We start from the raw sequence: 15986 nt of genomic DNA, 5'->3' as shown, positions 1-15986 counted from the left end.
AGAGGGAATTATGCGCATATTGCATACGGGCGACTGGCATCTGGGACGTACGCTGGAAGGGAGAAGCCGGCAAAGGGAGCAGGAACAATTCATAGACGAACTGGTAGACATTGCAGACAGGGAGCAGGCCGATCTGATACTTATGGCCGGGGATGTCTATGACTCGGTCAATCCGCCGGCTGCGGCGGAGCAGCTGTTCTATGAAGCGGCAGCGCGGCTGACGGCAGGGGGCCGACCCCTTGTGGTTATTTCCGGCAACCATGATCAGCCGGAGCGCGTGGCCTCGGTATCCCCGCTGGTCAAGAAATCGGGCATTACACTGGTGGGGCTGCCGGTGCTTGATCCGGTTACGGTGGGTGCTGCACGCACCGGAGAGATGGCTCTCATTGCGGCGCTGCCTTATCCGTCGGAAGCGCGGCTCGGCGAGCTGCTGGCCGGGGACAGCGGAGAAGAGGAGCTGCGCCTGGCCTACAGCGCGCGGGTCGGCGGGCTGATGAAGCGGCTCGGCCGCGAATTTTCGCCGCGGACGGTGAATCTGGCGATGAGCCATATCTACGTGCTCGGCGGCGTGGAGTGCGATTCAGAGCGGCCGATCCAGGTCGGCGGCGCCTATACGGTCGACCCTTCCGCTCTCTCTTGCGGGGCGCAGTATACGGCGCTCGGTCATCTGCACCGCGCCCAGAAGGTCAAGGGTGACCATCCCATCCGCTACAGCGGTTCGCCGCTGGCTTACAGCTTCTCGGAAGCGGGACAGGCCAAATCGGTAACGATGCTTGATATTGCTCCGGGCGGCGAACCCGCTATTTCGGAGATTTATTTGAGCTGCGGCCGACCGCTGGTCGAATGGAAAATATCCGGCGGCCTGCAGGAGGTATATGCCTGGCTTGATGAAGGCCGGGATGAGCAGGCTTTTATCGATCTTGAGCTGCGCCTGACCGAAGCGCTGTCGCTGCAGGATATTCAGCGGCTGCGCAAGGCGCGGGAAGGGATCGTCCATATCCGTCCGGTGTATCCGCAGATGGAGCAGGAGCTGGAGGAGACGGCCCGTTCCCGGATGCCGGTGCAGGAGCTGTTCCGCAGGTTCTATCAGCGCCAGACCGGCGGCGCCGAGCCGGAGGACAGCCTGGTGGAGCTGTTCCTCGAATTGGCCCAGGAGGAAGAGCGGCCCCGGCAGGAAGAGGAGGAGGTGAAGCGCGCATGAAGCCGATACTGTTGAAAGTGGCCGGGCTGCAGAGCTACAGGGAGCAGCAGGAGATCGATTTCACCAGCCTGACCGAGACGGGCCTCTTCGGCATCTTCGGCCCGACGGGCAGCGGCAAGTCCAGCCTGCTGGACGCGATTACGCTGGCCATGTACGGCAAGGTGGAGCGCGCCGTGAACGGGACACAGGGCATCATGAACCACTCGGAGGATCAGCTCAGCGTGGCTTTTACCTTTGAGCTGGCTTCGGAGAGCGGGCCGCAGCGCTTCCGGGTGGAGCGCCGGTTCAAGCGGACCGGAGAACTGTCGGTCAGTAACACGATCAGCCGCTTCATTGAGGTGCTCCCGGACGGCGACCAGGTGCTTGCCGACAAGCTGGCGGATGTGACCCGCTGTGTGGAGGAGCATATCGGCCTGAAGATGGATGACTTCACCCGCGCGGTGGTGCTGCCCCAAGGCAAATTCGCCGAGTTCCTCTCCTTGCGCGGCGTGGACCGCAGACAGATGCTGCAGCGGCTGTTCCACCTGGAGCAGTATGGGGATCAGTTGGCCCAGAAGCTGTCGCGGCGCAGCAAGGAGAATGAAGCTGCGCTGCGCGCGCTGGAAGCGGAACAGCAGGGCCTCGGCAATGCAGGCAAGGAAGATGTTGAAGCTGCTGCGCAGCGGCTGGAGGAAGCGGTGCGCCATGCGGCCGAATGCCGGGCGGCGCTGGAGGCCGCCGAGCAGCGGGCCGCGCGCTATGCCAAGATCCGCGAGCTGCAGGAGGAGCGGGCCCGCCGGGAGGCGCAGCAGCAGGAGCTGCAGCGCCAGGAAGCGGACACCGCCCTCCTGGAGCGGCGGCTTCTCCAGGCCGACGAAGCCGAGAAGCGCCTGCCTGCGCTGAAGGCCTGGCGCGCGGCCGAAGAGGCCTGGCAGGGCCGGCTGGCCCGTGCCGAGGCCCAGGAAGCGCAGAGCGCCGCCGCCGAGCAGGCGGCAACGCTGGCGGCGCGCGCCGAGGCTGACGCCCAGGCGGCGCTGGCCGCGGAGGAGCCGGCCCTCCGGCAGGGGGCCGACACCTACCGCCGCGCGCTGGAGCTCGAGGGCGAGCTCAGCGCGTTGCGGCAGGAGCGCGCCGCGGCTTCGGCGCGCGCGGAGGAGATCTCCCGCGGCCTTACGGCCAAGCGGGAGTCACTGGCGCGGGAGCGCGAGCTTTTGGCCAAGGGCCAAAAGCGCCAGCAGGAGCTGCAGCAGAGCCTGCAGCCGCTGGAGGTGCGCTCCCGGGAGCGGCAATCTCTGCAGGAGGCGATGCAGAGATTGCAGGGGCTGCGCGCCGCCGAGACGCAGGGAGCGGCGGCGGAGCGCGAGCACCAGGGCCGGGCGGCTGCGCTGGCCGCGGCCCGGGGCAAGCTGGCCGCCGCCGAGGAGCGGCGGCAGGCGCTGGAGGGCGCGCGGGGCGGGCACCTCGCGGCCTATGCTGCGCAGCGCGAGGCGCTCGCTGCGGCCGTGAGCGCGGCTGCTGACGCCGCGCTCGGGCTGGAGCGCCACGCCGCTGCACTGGAAGCGGCACTGAAGGAGCAGGAGGTGCACCGGCTCTCGCTGGCGCTGGCCCATGCGCTCCAGGACGGGCAGCCCTGCCCGGTGTGCGGCAGCAGCGAGCATCCGGCGCCGGCGGTGCACGGGGCGGACGGCGGGCAGGAGCGTCTTGAAGCGCAGCTGCGCGAGACGCGGCAGCTGGAACGGCGTGCGGCCGAAGCCCGCCGCCAGCTGCACAGCCTGCTCGAGCAGGACGAGACGGCGCTGGAGCAGCTCTTCGGCGGAGACGCGGGCAGAGCTGTCTCTTCGCCGGCTGCGGCCGCCGCGGAACAGCCCGCAGCGGCTGTCGACGGGTTTGTCGCCGTGGCTGATGCAGCTGCGCTGGAGCGGCTGGAGGCGCAGCTTGCCGCGCTGAAGGGCCGCTCCGGCGGTCTGCGCCGCGAAGCCGCCGAGTGGCAGCGCGCGCTGCAGGAGCAGGCACAGCTGTGCCACAAGGAGGCCGCCGCAGCGGAAGCGGAGTCTTCCTGGCTGGATGGGCTGGCTGCGAAGGCGCAGGAGCTGGCTGCGGCGCTGGAGAATCAGCGGGCGGAATGGACCCGGCTGTTCCCTGATCTGGCTCCGGACGGGGCCGAGACGGCCTTCCGGGAAATGCAGCGGAAGGATGAGCAGGCCGAGGACATTCGCGGCCGCCTGAACATCGCCGTTCAATTTCTCGATGAGAAGAATGCATCGGTACAGGCTTTGCAGGACGAAACGGTGGCGCTGGACAAGGAGCTGGCCCAGTGGAAGGCACAGCTGGAAGGCAAGGAGGCGCTGGAGCGCGAGAAAGAGCAGCGGCTCGTGCAATGGACTGGCGGGAAGCCTGCCGCCGGCCTGCTCGCAGAATGCGAGCGGCGGCTGCAGACGCTTCAGCAGGCGCTGGAGGGCTGTAAGGAGAGCCACCGGCAGAAGGCGGAGGCGGCGCAGCGGGAGAGCAGGGAAGCGGCGATCTTCCGCCAGGCGGCGGAATCCGCGCAGGAGCACTGCAAGGCTGCTGCGGTGAGCTGGAAAGAGAGCCTGGGCCATTCGCCGTTTGCAACGGCAGCGGAGGTCGAGGGCGCAGCGCTCCCTGCCGAGGAACGCCGCGCGGCTGCCGAGCGCGTGCGTACGCACCGCGAAGGTGAAGCCGAAGTGGCGGCGCAGCTGCGCAGCATAGCGGAGAAGCTTGCCGGGGCGTCCCTCAGCGAAGAGGAATGGCTCGCGAGCCGGGAAGCCGTCCGCGGCTGCAAAGAAAATGATGAGCATGCCCTGCAGTCCCGGGCCAAGGCGGAGCGCGATCTGGAGGATTTGCGGCAACGCCACATCCGCTGGATGGAGCTGGAGGAACGGCGGGTCGCGGTTGCCGTTGTCCAGGAGCGGCTGACCAAGCTGCAGAGCGTGCTGCGCGGCAATGCCTTTGTGGAGTATATCGCCGAAGAGCAGCTGATGCAGGTCTGCCAGGCCGCATCGCAGCGCCTGCGGTTCCTGAGCAAGCAGCGCTATGCCCTGGAGGTTGATTCCGGCGGCGGCTTTGTGATCCGCGATGACGGCAACGGGGGAGTCCGTCGGCCGGTGTCTACCCTGTCGGGCGGCGAGACCTTCCTGACCTCGCTGTCGCTGGCGCTGGCCTTGTCGGCGCAGATTCAGCTGCGCGGACAATATCCGCTGCAATTCTTTTTCCTCGATGAAGGTTTCGGGACCCTCGATTCCGACCTGCTGGACACGGTGATCACTTCACTGGAACGATTGCACAGCGACCAGCTGTCGGTTGGCGTCATCAGCCATGTGCCGGAGCTGCGGGCGCGGCTGGCGCGCAAGCTGGTTGTCGTGCCGGCAGAGCAGGGCGGCAGCGGTTCGCGCATTGTTTTGGAAAAAATGTGAAGTTAGGGGTTGGTGTGTGACGCTGGTCACAGATACACCACCAACCCCCTGTTATAATACAGTTAAGCCGACATCATTTGAAACACCTCGGCGGACGTATGACAGGGAAGTTGCTTCCGTATCATACGTCCGCCGCCGAATCAGCGATATGCGCTGATAAGGGTGTTTCTTTTTTTTTGTCTTTTTTTATAGTGATGAGCAGGAATGCTGCAAAGGTCCCCGCTCATCCTCCCTGTATCTGATACAGAACAGACTCTGTTCCGGGCCGAACCATCAAAGGGTAGAGAATTGAATTTCTGCTACGGCCGCCCAGTTATTCTCGGCCCCGGGCCGGAAAAACACCTGAATGGAGTACGAGCCCTTCACCTCAAAGCTGCCGGTATATTCCGCCGATTTAAACCAGAAGCTATCGTTTTCGCTGATTTTCCGGGAATCGATCATTGAAGTCTTGCCTGCGGGGTCGGTGAGCGTTATTTTGAGCTCGGTGATCTCCGTTTCCAGACTGTCGGCCTGCACCAGCACAGAGAAGGTATTGCTGGCGCCGCTGCGCACCTTGCCGAATATCCCCCCTTTTCCGTCGATTAGGGCCAGATTGACATTGGGCTTATAGATGCGGATTGCTTTGTTTGAGCTGCCCGCGTCCTGCATAACATGCAGGTTGTCCGTCAGCTGCTCCAAAGGAATGTACATTTTGCCGCCGGATTGTATGCCGGTCAGCTTCAGCAGCCTGTTATTCAAATAAACGGCCATTTCGGAATCGCCGGCCGCAGCATACAGTGCAGTCCCCCCGGTCAGGCTCAGCAAAGACAGCAGCAATACAGCGCGCCTCGTTATTTTCATCATTACCGTCACGCCCCTCGGTCTTAATTATGCTGATTATACTACATAAATGGTAAAAAGTTGAAGTCAAGCTGTGCAGTCGGTAAAATCTTCAGTAATACAGTTACTGCAACAGCTTCACAGCATAGCTGCCGCCGCCCGCAGCTTTCCCATTCCGGCATTATCCTGTATGATTTAGAGGACAAAGCTATTCGGTTCGTCAGCACAACACCCTTTTAGGAGGCTACAAATGGAAACAGTATTCAGCAAAATTATTGATGGCTCCATTCCCGCACGGAAAGTATTCGAGAATGAGCGGATCTTGGCGTTCTACGATATTGAACCTGCCGCTCCGGTCCATGTGCTGATCATTCCCAAGAAGCCGATACCGTCCATGAACGATGTAACGGCCGAGGACCTGCCCGTCATCGGTGAAATGCATGCCGTGGCGCAGCAAATTGCCAGAGAGCTGGGGATTGCCGAGACCGGTTACCGTCTCATTAACAACTGCGGGCCGGACAGCGGACAGGCTGTTCCGCATCTTCATTATCATCTGCTGGGCGGCGGTAAGCTGGGCGCTTTGGTCGGCAATTCGGCTTCGCATGCATAAGAATAAATTAATATGAGAAATCATGCCAGAAAAAAGAATAACACGAAGGTTGACACCATCTTTCGCTTTAACCTATAATGAAGTTTGATGAACCGTGTTATGCTCTTGGACGGTCTGGTCGGAGGGAGGGAAAACTGGTGTCTGAAACGAAAGTTCGTAAAAACGAGACAATTGATGCTGCACTTCGTCGCTTTAAACGTTCCATCGCAAAAGATGGTGTCTTGGCTGAGGTGAAGAAACGCAAGCATTATGAGAAGCCAAGCGTTAAGCGCAAGAAGAAGTCTGAGGCTGCTCGTAAGAGAAAGTACTAGGAGGATCACCGTAGCATGAATCTTAGCGAACGATTGAACGAAGATATGAAGCAAGCGATGAAGAGTAAGGACAAGTTCACACTCTCCACCATTCGAATGGTTCGTTCTACGATAAAGTATCTTGAAATAGATTTGAAGAGAACATTAGACGACAGCGAAGTGCTTGATATCCTTAGTCGTGAAATCAAACAGCGCAAAGATGCCCTCCAGGAATTCGAGACAGCGGGTCGCGACGAGCTTGCCGCGAATACGAAGGCAGAAATCGAGATTATCAGTAAGTATCTTCCTGAGCAGCTTTCCGAAGAAGAAATTAAAGTAATTGTACAGCAGACCATCCAGGAAACCGGTGCTTCTTCGAAAAGTGATATGGGTAAGGTCATGAGCGCACTGATGCCCAAGGTCAAAGGTCGCGCCGACGGTAAACTCGTGAACCAGGCGGTTCAGCAATTTCTGCAATAATATAACGCTAACAACACCCCTTGTATAAGGGGTGTTTTTCATTTCAGGAGGTTTATGCGGAACAGTTCTTTTTGAAACGGGACCGGATCATTAACGTACTAAAGAAAGCGTACTGGGGGATATTGAAAGGAAGGAGGTGGCAAGTTGAGGTTTAAGCGGAAATGGATCTTTGGCAGCGCTGCGATGATGCTGCTCTTGATGCTGTTCGTACCTTCAGCCTTGGCCGCGGCCGGTTCGGCAGGTACAGAAAAGGACGCATCGGCAAGGGAGTCCGCTAAGCGGGTGCCGGTCTTTATTATTCCGGTAGATCAAGAAATTGAACGGGGTCTGCAGAGCTTCCTGGAGCGCGGGTTTGAAGAGGCCGCTAATTTCGGGGCCGGGCTGATTGTGCTGGAGATCGACACACCGGGCGGGCTTGTGAATTCCGCCGAACAAATCGGCACGCTGGTCAGGGACAGCGATATCCCGACCGCTGCCTACATTAAGGGCGATGCCGCATCGGCCGGCAGCTACATTGCGCTGAACGCGGATACTATTATCATGAAGCCCGGCAGCATGATCGGCGCAGCATCGCTCGTGGACGGTTACGGTAACAGCGTGGACGATGCCAAACTGATTTCCTATTGGAAATCGAAAATGGTCGGTGCCGCAGAACTGAACGGCCGGGACCCGGAGGTTGCCGCCGGAATGATGGATAAGGATCTCGTCGTGAAAAAACCTGAGCTGGGAGTCGTCAAGGAGCAAGGGCAAATCATTGCCTTGACCGGCGAAGAAGCGCTGAAGGCAGGCTATGCGGAGCATCTGGCCGACACCCCGCAGGAGGCAATTGCCTGGCTCGGTTATTCCACCGAGGATATTTATCATGTGAAGCAGTCCGGAGCGGAAAGGCTGTCGCATTTTTTGACGAATCCGGTCGTTATGACCGTTCTGCTTTTTGTCGGCATCGCCGGTATTGTCATTGAGCTGCTGGTGCCGGGCTTTGGCGTGCCGGGCATTGTCGGCATACTCGCCTTCGTGCTGTATTTTTTCGGGAACTATGTGGCGGGCTTTGCCGGGGCGGAAACGTGGCTGCTGTTCATTTTGGGGCTGGTCATGCTCATTCTGGAGCTGTTTGTTCCAAGCTTCGGTATTCTCGGCCTGCTCGGCTCGGCCGCTCTGGTGGCCGGCGTCGTGCGGGCGGCGTTTAGCTATACCCACGCTCTCTTCAGCCTGGGGATTGCCTTTGCCGCAGCGTCGGTGGTTGTGGTTATCGTTGCTGTAATCTTTAAAGAACGGGGCATCTGGAACCGGTTCATTCTGCGGGATAATCTGACCAAGGAGCAGGGATTCGTGCCGGTGGCGGAGAAATTGAATCTGCTGGGAGCCTCCGGAATCAGCCTGACTCCGCTGCGCCCTGCCGGTACGGCGGAAGTGGCCGGTGAACGTGTAGATGTCGTTACGGAGGGCGGCTTCGTCGATGCGGGAGCGAATATATCGGTCGTGAAGGTCGAAGGCAGCCGGATTGTAGTGAAAAAGGCTCAGGAGTAACTGTAAGCAAGTAAGTTAACAATCGTATCGGAGGTTGGGCAAACATTATGTTAGAAGCGTCAACGATTACGTTATTGCTGGTTGCCGTGCTTGTTATCATCGTGCTGAGCGTGTTCTTCAGCTTCTTCCCGGTCATGCTCTGGGTATCGGCCTGGGCAGCCGGAGTGAAAATCAGCATTATTACTCTGGTAGCGATGCGGCTGCGGCGGGTAACGCCAAGCCGGATCGTTAACCCGCTGATTAAGGCGACCAAGGCTGGACTGGGTGTCAACATCAACCAGCTTGAGAGCCATTACCTGGCCGGGGGTAACGTCGACCGTGTTGTCAACGCGCTGATCGCAGCGCAGCGTGCGGATATTCCGCTGGAATTCACCCGCGCTGCGGCGATTGATCTGGCCGGCCGCGATGTGCTGCAGGCGGTGCAGATGAGCGTCAATCCGCGGGTGATCGAGACGCCGATTGTTGCCGCCGTAGCCAAGAACGGGATTGAAGTAAAGGTAAAGGCGCGTGTGACGGTCCGCGCCAATATTGACCGCCTGGTCGGGGGTGCCGGTGAAGAGACAATCATCGCCCGCGTCGGCGAGGGGATCGTCACTACGGTCGGCTCCAGTAATTCACATAAGGATGTGCTGGAGAATCCGGATTCGATTTCGCGCACGGTGCTGTCCAAGGGTCTGGATTCCGGGACAGCGTTTGAAATCCTCTCCATCGATATCGCGGATGTGGATGTAGGCAAGAATATCGGCGCCTATTTGCAGACCGAACAGGCGGAAGCGGACAAACGGATCGCCCAGGCCAAGGCGGAAGAACGCCGGGCGATGGCGGTCGCCCATGAGCAGGAGATGAAGGCGCGCGTCGTGGAGATGAAGGCGCTCGTTGTAGAAGCAGAATCGCAAGTACCGCAGGCCATGGCGGAAGCGTTGCGTTCCGGTCAGCTGGGCGTCATGGATTATTTGAATCTGAAAAATATTGAGGCCGACACGCAAATGCGCGGCTCGCTCGGCAAGCTGGGCGACGGGGAAGATCCGGGCCGTCCGACCAATAAATAAGGGATGTGAATTCCCATGAGCAGCTGGATTTACATCATTGCAGTGATTATCTTCGCCATCGTCTCGAACCGCAGTAAACTCGGAAAGCCCAAAGGCGGCCCGTCTCCGCGCGGCGGGATGCCGACCTTCGGCGGGGACGACAGAGAGCCTGCGCGGTCTCCGAGGCGGAGCGGCCAGAGCGGCAGCCCGGAAGGCAGGGCCAGCGGCTTCCCGCAGCCAAGCCAGCGTCACGGGCGTCCCGAGCCGCACCAAAGTGCGGAGCCTCCTGTACCCCGCCGTGACGACGGTTCAGGCCGCCCGGAGCGGCCGGGGCCCACGCTATGGACGGAAAGGGCGGAAGACTCAGCCTCCGGCGGTGCTGAGGGGCTGCCGTTTGAGCCGGACGGAAGCGGCGAAGACGATGTGGCGGCGCGCACGGCGCAAATGCAGCGTGAATTCGAACGGCTGCAGGCAGCTTTTGACGGCACGGCGGGCAAGGCAAGGCCGGGGGCTCCCGTGCCCGGTGATGCCCCGGCAGCGGCCGGCGCTGATGCAGCAGAGCCGGCGGCCGCCCGGAGCGGCTTGGCGGGTGACCGCGCCAGCCTGCGCAGCGGCGTCATCTGGGCCGAAATCCTCGGCCCGCCGCGCTCCCGCAGCCCGCACTCCACGCGGCGCCAGAGATGAAACACGAAGCAGCAAGTCCCGGATATCCGGGGGGCTTGCTGCTTTTTTTGCTGGATAAGAAAGTCTATTCGAGGGATCTAACATGAATTATCCCGGCCGGCGGCAGTTCTTCTCATAAATCTGAGCGGCAGCGCATAAGGTGTACAGAAGGCAGGAAGGGGGCACGTCGATTTATGACCCGTATCGGCCGCAGGCTGCGGGGATGGACCAACGGGGTACTTTCACTCCCGCAGGATGTCCTGCAGGAGCTGCCCCGGATCACCCTGATCGGCAATAAGGAGCTGTATATCGAGAATCACCGCGGCGTGCTGCATTTTTCCTCCGGAGAGATCAGACTGGCGCTGGCAGACGGCATACTGGAGATTTCGGGAGAAGGGCTGGTGATCCGGAGCATTCTCGGCCAGGAGCTGGCTGTGGAAGGGGTCATCGGCGGGATAAGATACCAAGGAAGCGAGGAGAAACGATGAAAGCACCGCCTCTGTCATGGCTGCGGGGGGTCGTTACACTGCATGTGACGGGTCCGCAGGTGGAAAGATTTATGAATGCTGTCACCGAAGCAGGCATCATTATCTGGAATGTGAAGCCTGCCGGAGACGGCGCTTCGCTGCGCCTGCTGCTGGAGGATTTCTTCGCGCTTCGTCCGCTCCTGAGGGAGACAGGCTGCCGGATGCATGTGACGGGCAGGACAGGACTGCCCTTCCGGGCAGCGCGGCTGTGGCGGCGGAAGCTTTTTGCGGCAGGGCTGCTGTTGTTTGGAGTGGGACTCCTGCTGCTGTGCTCGATGGTCTGGAGCATCAAGGTCGAAGGGAATGAGCGGATTGCCGATGAGGATATCCTGGAAGCCGCCCGCCAGGAGGGGGTCTACCCGTTTCAATGGATATGGCGGCTGGACGAGCCGGACAAGCTCTCCCGGGAGCTGACCTCGCGGGTACCGGGGCTATCCTGGGTCGGGCTGCAGCGGACGGGGACGAGCATTACAATCCAGGTAGTCGAGGCCGACCGACCGGAGGAGAAGCCGCTGTACACCCAGCGCCACCTGGTCAGCCGGACCGATGCCGTTGTCAGCTCCATCTATGCGGAACAGGGACGGCCGGTGGTCGGACTCCATGCGCGGGTCAAAAAAGGACAAATCCTGATCTCCGGCGCCCTCGGCGATGAGGAGAACACGGAGTATGTAGTCGCCAAAGGCGAGGTCAGGGGCCTGGTGTGGCATGAATACAATATCGAGGTGCCGCTGCAAAAAAAGAGCAGTTCATATACAGGGGAACGCAAGGATCGTCTCTATCTGGTGCTGGGAGGCTATGCAGTGCAGCTGTGGGGCTACGGTAAATCCGGATATGCGGAATCGCGGACACTGACGGAGCAGGATATGCTGTCTTGGCGCTCGCTGAGCCTGCCCCTCGGAATGATGACCGAGAAGGAAATGGAGCTCTCGGAGAACGTTGTTACAGTAACGCCGGAAGAAGCCAAGGCAGAAGGATTACTGCGAGCGAAGAATGATATTTATGCCCGCTACGGCGCAGACAGCACAATAAAAAGTCAAAAAATTTTGCATGAGAAGAGAGAGAATGGTAAAGTTTATATGAAAGTGCTGTTTGAAGTGGATGAGAGAATTGCGGAAGAACTTCCGATAGTAAACAACCGAGGAGAATGAGGCTATTTGTCAGAACAGACTGCAAGCATTCGTATATCTTTGCAAAATGCGGGAGAAGCGCAAGCCTTGTTCGGCCCGCAGGACGGATTTCTGAAATTGATCGAGCAGGGAATCCCGGCTGTGATCGATTCGCGTGAAGCTGAAATTACAGTGCGCGGCGGCGAGCGGGAAGTGGATAAGCTGGAGCAATTGTTCCAGGTGCTGTTGTCGCTGATCCGCAGCGGCTACATCCTCAGCGAACGCGACGTTCAATATGCGGTTGAGCTGGCCAAGGACTACCGGGCCGACCAGCTGCTTGATTTGTTCAAAGGGGAGATTACGACCACCTTCCGCGGTAAGCCGATTCGTGTAAAGACCATCGGACAGAAGCACTATGTAACCACGATCAAGAAAAAGGATATCGTCTTCGGCATCGGACCCGCAGGCACGGGCAAAACCTATCTTGCCGTCGTCCTGGCTGTGGCTGCGCTAAAGGAAGGCTCGGTCAAGCGGATCGTGCTGACCCGTCCGGCTGTGGAAGCAGGGGAGAGCCTGGGCTTTTTGCCGGGGGATCTGCAAGAGAAGGTAGACCCTTACTTACGTCCGTTATACGACGCCCTGTACGATGTGATGGGACCCGACCAGGTGGCTAAGGCCCTTGAGCGGGGACTGATCGAGATTGCGCCGCTGGCTTATATGCGGGGACGGACGCTGGATGATTCGTTCATTATTCTGGATGAAGCGCAGAACACAACGCCGGAGCAGATGAAGATGTTTCTGACGCGGCTGGGCTTCGGCTCCAAGATGGTCATCACGGGGGATGTCACCCAAATCGACCTGCCGCGCGGCAAAAAGTCAGGATTAATCGAGGCGAAGAACATCCTGTCTGAAATTGAGGAGCTTGGGTTCGTATACTTTGCGGACCAGGACGTTGTGCGGCACTCCCTGGTGCAGAAAATCATCGTAGCCTATGACCGTTTTGCCGAAAACCTCGAATAACAAAGGGGAATTGTCCCATGGCTTCAAAGCAACCTGCGAAATTAAGCGGATTCGTATACAGCAATAACGGCTGGAAGTATAGCGCGGCAACGCGCTATGCTCTTTTCCTGCTGCTGGGGGTATGTCTATATTTCAGCCTGGCCCCTGATTTGCTGCCTAAACGCTATGATATAAAAGTGAATACTTACAGCGCGAAGGAGATTCCCGCACCTAAGCAGATTTTAGACACCAAAGCGACGTTGAAAGCCCAGGAGGCTGCGGCCGAAGCCGTCAGCGACCGTTATACGATTATTCCGCTCCGTGCAGACAACCTTATCACCGCGCTGCTCGACCGGATCGACGGCCTTAACCAGGATGATCTCATATCGCAAACCGAAAAGGTGGATATTTACAAGGAGGTTATTCCGCAGCGGGCTACAGATTTTATCGTGAGCTTTGTAAATTCCAGCCGCAACTCGGGCACCTATTCCGAAACGCTGCTGACCGAAATGCAAAGGGTCATTGGCGAGCAGGCTTATGTGATTCCGGAAGAAACGTATATCAAAATTCCGCGGCTCACCGCCCAGGACATCATTGAGATGAAACCGGTTGCCCGCGACATCGTCACCAAGCTGATGAACGACCAAATCGTTGATGCGCAGATCGCCCGCGCCAAGGTGGCGGAGCAGGTCAGCGTAAGCTCGCTCAGCCAGCGCACCGCGCGCGAGGTGGTGCAGGAGCTGGTGCGGCTGGTGATTACGCCCAACAAATTTTACGATGAGGAAGCAACCAAAGAGGCCAAGGTCCAAGCCCGCGAGAACACGCCTGATGTGTATATTGAGCAGGGCGATACCCTTGTCGCCAAAGGCGATATGATTACTCCCGAGCTGTATGAGCTGCTGGATGAGAACGGGCTGCTGAGCAATGAGGTCAATTACTGGCCGCAGCTCGGGCTGTTGTTACTAAGCGCGCTTTTGTCGGCCGGAATGCTGGTCTTTATCCGTTATACCGGGGGAACCGCAGGGTTCAAGTACAACAATTCCCAACTGCTCATGCTGGTGCTGGTCATCCTGATCACGATTGTAACGATGCGGCTGGCCGCCTATCTGCAGACCGATGCACGGTATTACGTAGGCTTCCTGGCACCGGTCGCGCTCGGAGCGATGCTGGCCGCGATGCTGCTTGACATGCAGCTGGCCTTCTTCTGCTCGATATTGTTCAGCATTCTTTCCAGCATTATTCTGAACGTGGAACAGAACACCGTGTTTGACTTTACCTTTGGCTTTTTTGCGCTGGTGGTTTCTATGGTCGCTATCTTTGCCACCCATCGTGCGGGCCAGCGTTCTACGCTGCTCAAGGGCGGGATTATGGTCTCCCTGTTTGGCAGTGTTACTGTATTCATGCTGACGCTGCTTGGCGGAGGGGTATGGAATGAGACCCAGACGCTGTATGCGCTTGGCTTTGCTTTTGCCGGAGGCCTGCTGACGGCCGTGCTGGTGATCGGTCTGATGCCGTTCTTCGAGGCCACCTTCGGTATCCTGTCGGCGCTGAAGCTCGTCGAGCTGTCGAACCCGAATCATCCGCTGCTGCGCAAGCTGCTGACGGAGACGCCGGGTACCTATCATCACAGTGTGATGGTCGGCAATCTGTCGGAAGCAGCAGCGGAAGCCATCGGGGCCGACGGTCTGCTGTGCCGTGTAGGCTCTTATTATCATGATATCGGCAAGACGAAGCGCCCGTTCTATTTCATAGAGAATCAGAACAATATGGAGAATCCGCATGACTCCATCGAGCCGAAGCTCAGCAAATCGATTATTGTGGCCCACGCCCGCGACGGGGTGGAAATGCTGAAGGAGTACAAGCTTCCGAAGCCGATCCGCGACATTGCCGAGCAGCATCACGGCACGACGTTCCTGCATTATTTTTATCATAAAGCGTTGAAGCTGGCCGAAGAAAAGGACGTAGAACCGGACTTCACCGAAGAGGATTTCCGTTATCCCGGACCGAAAGCCCAGTCCAAGGAAGCGGCAGTGGTCGGCATTGCCGACAGCGTGGAAGCGGCGGTCCGCTCCCTCCGCCAGCCTACGGTAGTGCAGGTAGAGACGATGATTGAGAAAATTATTAAAAGCCGTCTGGATGACCACCAGTTCGACGATTGCGATCTGACAATCAAGGAACTGGATACCATTGCGCGGACGCTGAAAGAAACAGTGATGGGGATTTTTCATTCGCGGATTGAATATCCCGAAGAAGTAAAGAAGCCGAAGAAAGAGGAAGGAGCCGCAAATCAATGAGTCTGGACCTGGTTTGGGACAATGAACAAGAGCAATATACGATTACTGACGAGCTGATTGCGCTGCTGGAGAGCATTCTGCAGAAAGCGGGCGAAGCTGAAGGGGTGAGCACCGGAGAGGTTGCCCTGACCTTTGTCGACAACGCCCGCATCCATGAGCTGAACCGCGAATACCGGGGCATCGACCGTCCGACGGATGTATTGTCCTTTGCACTGAATGAGAGCGGGGAAGATGAACCCGAGATTATCTATGAGCTGGAAGAGGATGAAAGCGAAGAAGAGCTGCCGAATGTGCTTGGCGATATCATCATTTCGGTAGAAAGGGCCCGGGAGCAGGCGCTTGACTACGGTCATTCACTGGAGCGTGAGTTGGGGTTTCTGTTCGTCCACGGTTTCTTGCACCTGCTGGGCTATGACCACCAGGACGAAGCGGCAGAAGCCGAGATGATGTCCAAACAGGAAGCTGTATTGGCCCAGGTCGGGTTGACGCGCTGATGGTCAAGAATACGGCGGCGGGGCATAAGAAATTTTGGCATTCATTCCGCTTTGCAGCGCAGGGCATTGGGGCTGCGTTCAAATCCGAACTGAATATGAAGGTGCATTGCGCCATGACCCTTGTCGTGCTCGCCGCCGCTGCGGCATTTAAGCTTCCGGCATCAAAATGGATGCTGCTGCTGCTGGCCATCACGCTCGTGCTGGGCACGGAGCTGCTCAACACGGCGATTGAAGCTACGATTGATCTGGTATCGCCCGGGCTCCATCCCCTGGCCAAGAAAGCTAAAGACACCGCCGCCGGAGCTGTATTGCTGACGGCGGTCTTTGCCGTTATTGTGGGGATTTATGTTTTTTACGCTCCGGTGATGGACTGGATCAAGGGACTTATGTCATAATCAGTTTACAACTTTCAGCATTCAGTAGTGAGGCGGACGTCTATGCGCTCCGCCCTATTGGTATCTTTACAAAGCCTAAACTAAGTGAATATTTACGAACGAAGCAAGTTTTGGCGAAGTCCATTCATGGAAGCCAATGCTTC

At 58.6% G+C, this 15986-nt stretch carries 15 protein-coding genes; 14 read left to right on the top strand and 1 reads right to left on the bottom strand.

Annotated features, from left to right (window positions below):
- Positions 1 to 10 precede the first annotated feature (10 nt).
- Positions 11 to 1201, top strand: a complete 1191-nt coding sequence (locus F1381_RS16265; RefSeq protein ID WP_151735899.1) for an exonuclease SbcCD subunit D — start codon at positions 11 to 13, stop codon at positions 1199 to 1201.
- Positions 1198 to 4611: an AAA family ATPase gene (locus F1381_RS16260; protein ID WP_151735898.1), complete on the top strand. Its 3414-nt coding sequence runs from the start codon at positions 1198 to 1200 to the stop codon at positions 4609 to 4611. Before F1381_RS16265 ends, F1381_RS16260 begins: the two co-directional genes overlap by 4 nt.
- A gap of 273 nt (positions 4612 to 4884) precedes the next feature.
- Here the strand turns inward: F1381_RS16260 and F1381_RS16255 are convergent, their stop codons facing one another.
- Complete coding sequence (locus F1381_RS16255; RefSeq protein ID WP_151735897.1) at positions 4885 to 5454, bottom strand: hypothetical protein; 570 nt, start codon at positions 5452 to 5454, stop codon at positions 4885 to 4887.
- Between the two features lie 226 nt (positions 5455 to 5680).
- Between F1381_RS16255 and F1381_RS16250 the strand changes: the two genes are divergently transcribed.
- The 12 genes from F1381_RS16250 (at position 5681) to F1381_RS16195 (ending at position 15843) form a co-directional block, all read left to right on the top strand.
- Complete coding sequence (locus F1381_RS16250; protein WP_151735896.1) at positions 5681 to 6040, top strand: histidine triad nucleotide-binding protein; 360 nt, start codon at positions 5681 to 5683, stop codon at positions 6038 to 6040.
- A gap of 137 nt (positions 6041 to 6177) precedes the next feature.
- Positions 6178 to 6351, top strand: coding sequence for a 30S ribosomal protein S21 (gene rpsU, locus F1381_RS16245; RefSeq protein WP_062492346.1), 174 nt, complete (start codon positions 6178 to 6180; stop codon positions 6349 to 6351).
- Positions 6352 to 6366: 15 nt separating this feature from the next.
- On the top strand, positions 6367 to 6810 hold the full coding sequence (locus F1381_RS16240) for a GatB/YqeY domain-containing protein (RefSeq protein WP_151735895.1): 444 nt from the start codon (positions 6367 to 6369) through the stop codon (positions 6808 to 6810).
- A gap of 183 nt (positions 6811 to 6993) precedes the next feature.
- Positions 6994 to 8337 carry an NfeD family protein gene (locus tag F1381_RS16235; RefSeq protein WP_151736009.1) on the top strand — a complete coding sequence of 448 codons (1344 nt, stop codon included), beginning with the start codon at positions 6994 to 6996 and terminating at the stop codon, positions 8335 to 8337.
- Positions 8338 to 8384: 47 nt separating this feature from the next.
- On the top strand, positions 8385 to 9386 hold the full coding sequence (floA, locus tag F1381_RS16230) for a flotillin-like protein FloA (RefSeq protein ID WP_151735894.1): 1002 nt from the start codon (positions 8385 to 8387) through the stop codon (positions 9384 to 9386).
- Between the two features lie 15 nt (positions 9387 to 9401).
- Complete coding sequence (locus F1381_RS16225) at positions 9402 to 10049, top strand: hypothetical protein (RefSeq protein WP_151735893.1); 648 nt, start codon at positions 9402 to 9404, stop codon at positions 10047 to 10049.
- Between the two features lie 173 nt (positions 10050 to 10222).
- Positions 10223 to 10516, top strand: a complete 294-nt coding sequence (gene yqfC / locus F1381_RS16220; RefSeq protein WP_151735892.1) for a sporulation protein YqfC — start codon at positions 10223 to 10225, stop codon at positions 10514 to 10516.
- Entirely contained in the window at positions 10513 to 11703 is a 1191-nt protein-coding gene (yqfD, locus tag F1381_RS16215) for a sporulation protein YqfD (protein ID WP_151735891.1), read from the top strand. The genes yqfC and yqfD overlap by 4 nt, the downstream gene beginning before the upstream one ends.
- Positions 11704 to 11709: 6 nt before the next feature.
- A complete protein-coding gene (locus tag F1381_RS16210) occupies positions 11710 to 12681 on the top strand; it encodes a PhoH family protein (RefSeq protein ID WP_151735890.1) in 972 nt (323 codons plus the stop codon).
- Between the two features lie 17 nt (positions 12682 to 12698).
- The gene (locus tag F1381_RS16205; protein ID WP_151735889.1) at positions 12699 to 14954 is read left to right on the top strand and encodes an HD family phosphohydrolase; all 2256 of its coding nucleotides are present in this window, start codon (positions 12699 to 12701) and stop codon (positions 14952 to 14954) included.
- Positions 14951 to 15448 carry an rRNA maturation RNase YbeY gene (gene ybeY, locus F1381_RS16200; RefSeq protein WP_151735888.1) on the top strand — a complete coding sequence of 166 codons (498 nt, stop codon included), beginning with the start codon at positions 14951 to 14953 and terminating at the stop codon, positions 15446 to 15448. Before F1381_RS16205 ends, ybeY begins: the two co-directional genes overlap by 4 nt.
- Positions 15448 to 15843, top strand: a complete 396-nt coding sequence (locus F1381_RS16195) for a diacylglycerol kinase family protein (RefSeq protein ID WP_151735887.1) — start codon at positions 15448 to 15450, stop codon at positions 15841 to 15843. The genes ybeY and F1381_RS16195 overlap by 1 nt, the downstream gene beginning before the upstream one ends.
- Positions 15844 to 15986: the final 143 nt, after the last annotated feature.

Source organism: Paenibacillus tengchongensis (assembly GCF_008973665.1).
In the GTDB taxonomy this organism is placed as follows: Bacteria; Bacillota; Bacilli; order Paenibacillales; family Paenibacillaceae; genus Paenibacillus_AQ; species Paenibacillus_AQ tengchongensis.
Note: the sequence above shows the minus strand (reverse complement) of the source record. Positions and strands in the feature narration are given on the sequence as shown.

Coding starts and splice junctions, on each gene's coding strand:
- F1381_RS16265 (WP_151735899.1), top strand. CDS start 11: ATGCGCATATTGCATACGGGCGACTGGCATCTGGGACGTACGCTGGAA.
- F1381_RS16260 (WP_151735898.1), top strand. CDS start 1,198: ATGAAGCCGATACTGTTGAAAGTGGCCGGGCTGCAGAGCTACAGGGAG.
- F1381_RS16255 (WP_151735897.1), bottom strand. CDS start 5,454: ATGATGAAAATAACGAGGCGCGCTGTATTGCTGCTGTCTTTGCTGAGC.
- F1381_RS16250 (WP_151735896.1), top strand. CDS start 5,681: ATGGAAACAGTATTCAGCAAAATTATTGATGGCTCCATTCCCGCACGG.
- F1381_RS16240 (WP_151735895.1), top strand. CDS start 6,367: ATGAATCTTAGCGAACGATTGAACGAAGATATGAAGCAAGCGATGAAG.
- F1381_RS16235 (WP_151736009.1), top strand. CDS start 6,994: ATGATGCTGCTCTTGATGCTGTTCGTACCTTCAGCCTTGGCCGCGGCC.
- floA (WP_151735894.1), top strand. CDS start 8,385: ATGTTAGAAGCGTCAACGATTACGTTATTGCTGGTTGCCGTGCTTGTT.
- F1381_RS16225 (WP_151735893.1), top strand. CDS start 9,402: ATGAGCAGCTGGATTTACATCATTGCAGTGATTATCTTCGCCATCGTC.
- yqfC (WP_151735892.1), top strand. CDS start 10,223: ATGACCCGTATCGGCCGCAGGCTGCGGGGATGGACCAACGGGGTACTT.
- yqfD (WP_151735891.1), top strand. CDS start 10,513: ATGAAAGCACCGCCTCTGTCATGGCTGCGGGGGGTCGTTACACTGCAT.
- F1381_RS16205 (WP_151735889.1), top strand. CDS start 12,699: ATGGCTTCAAAGCAACCTGCGAAATTAAGCGGATTCGTATACAGCAAT.
- ybeY (WP_151735888.1), top strand. CDS start 14,951: ATGAGTCTGGACCTGGTTTGGGACAATGAACAAGAGCAATATACGATT.
- F1381_RS16195 (WP_151735887.1), top strand. CDS start 15,448: ATGGTCAAGAATACGGCGGCGGGGCATAAGAAATTTTGGCATTCATTC.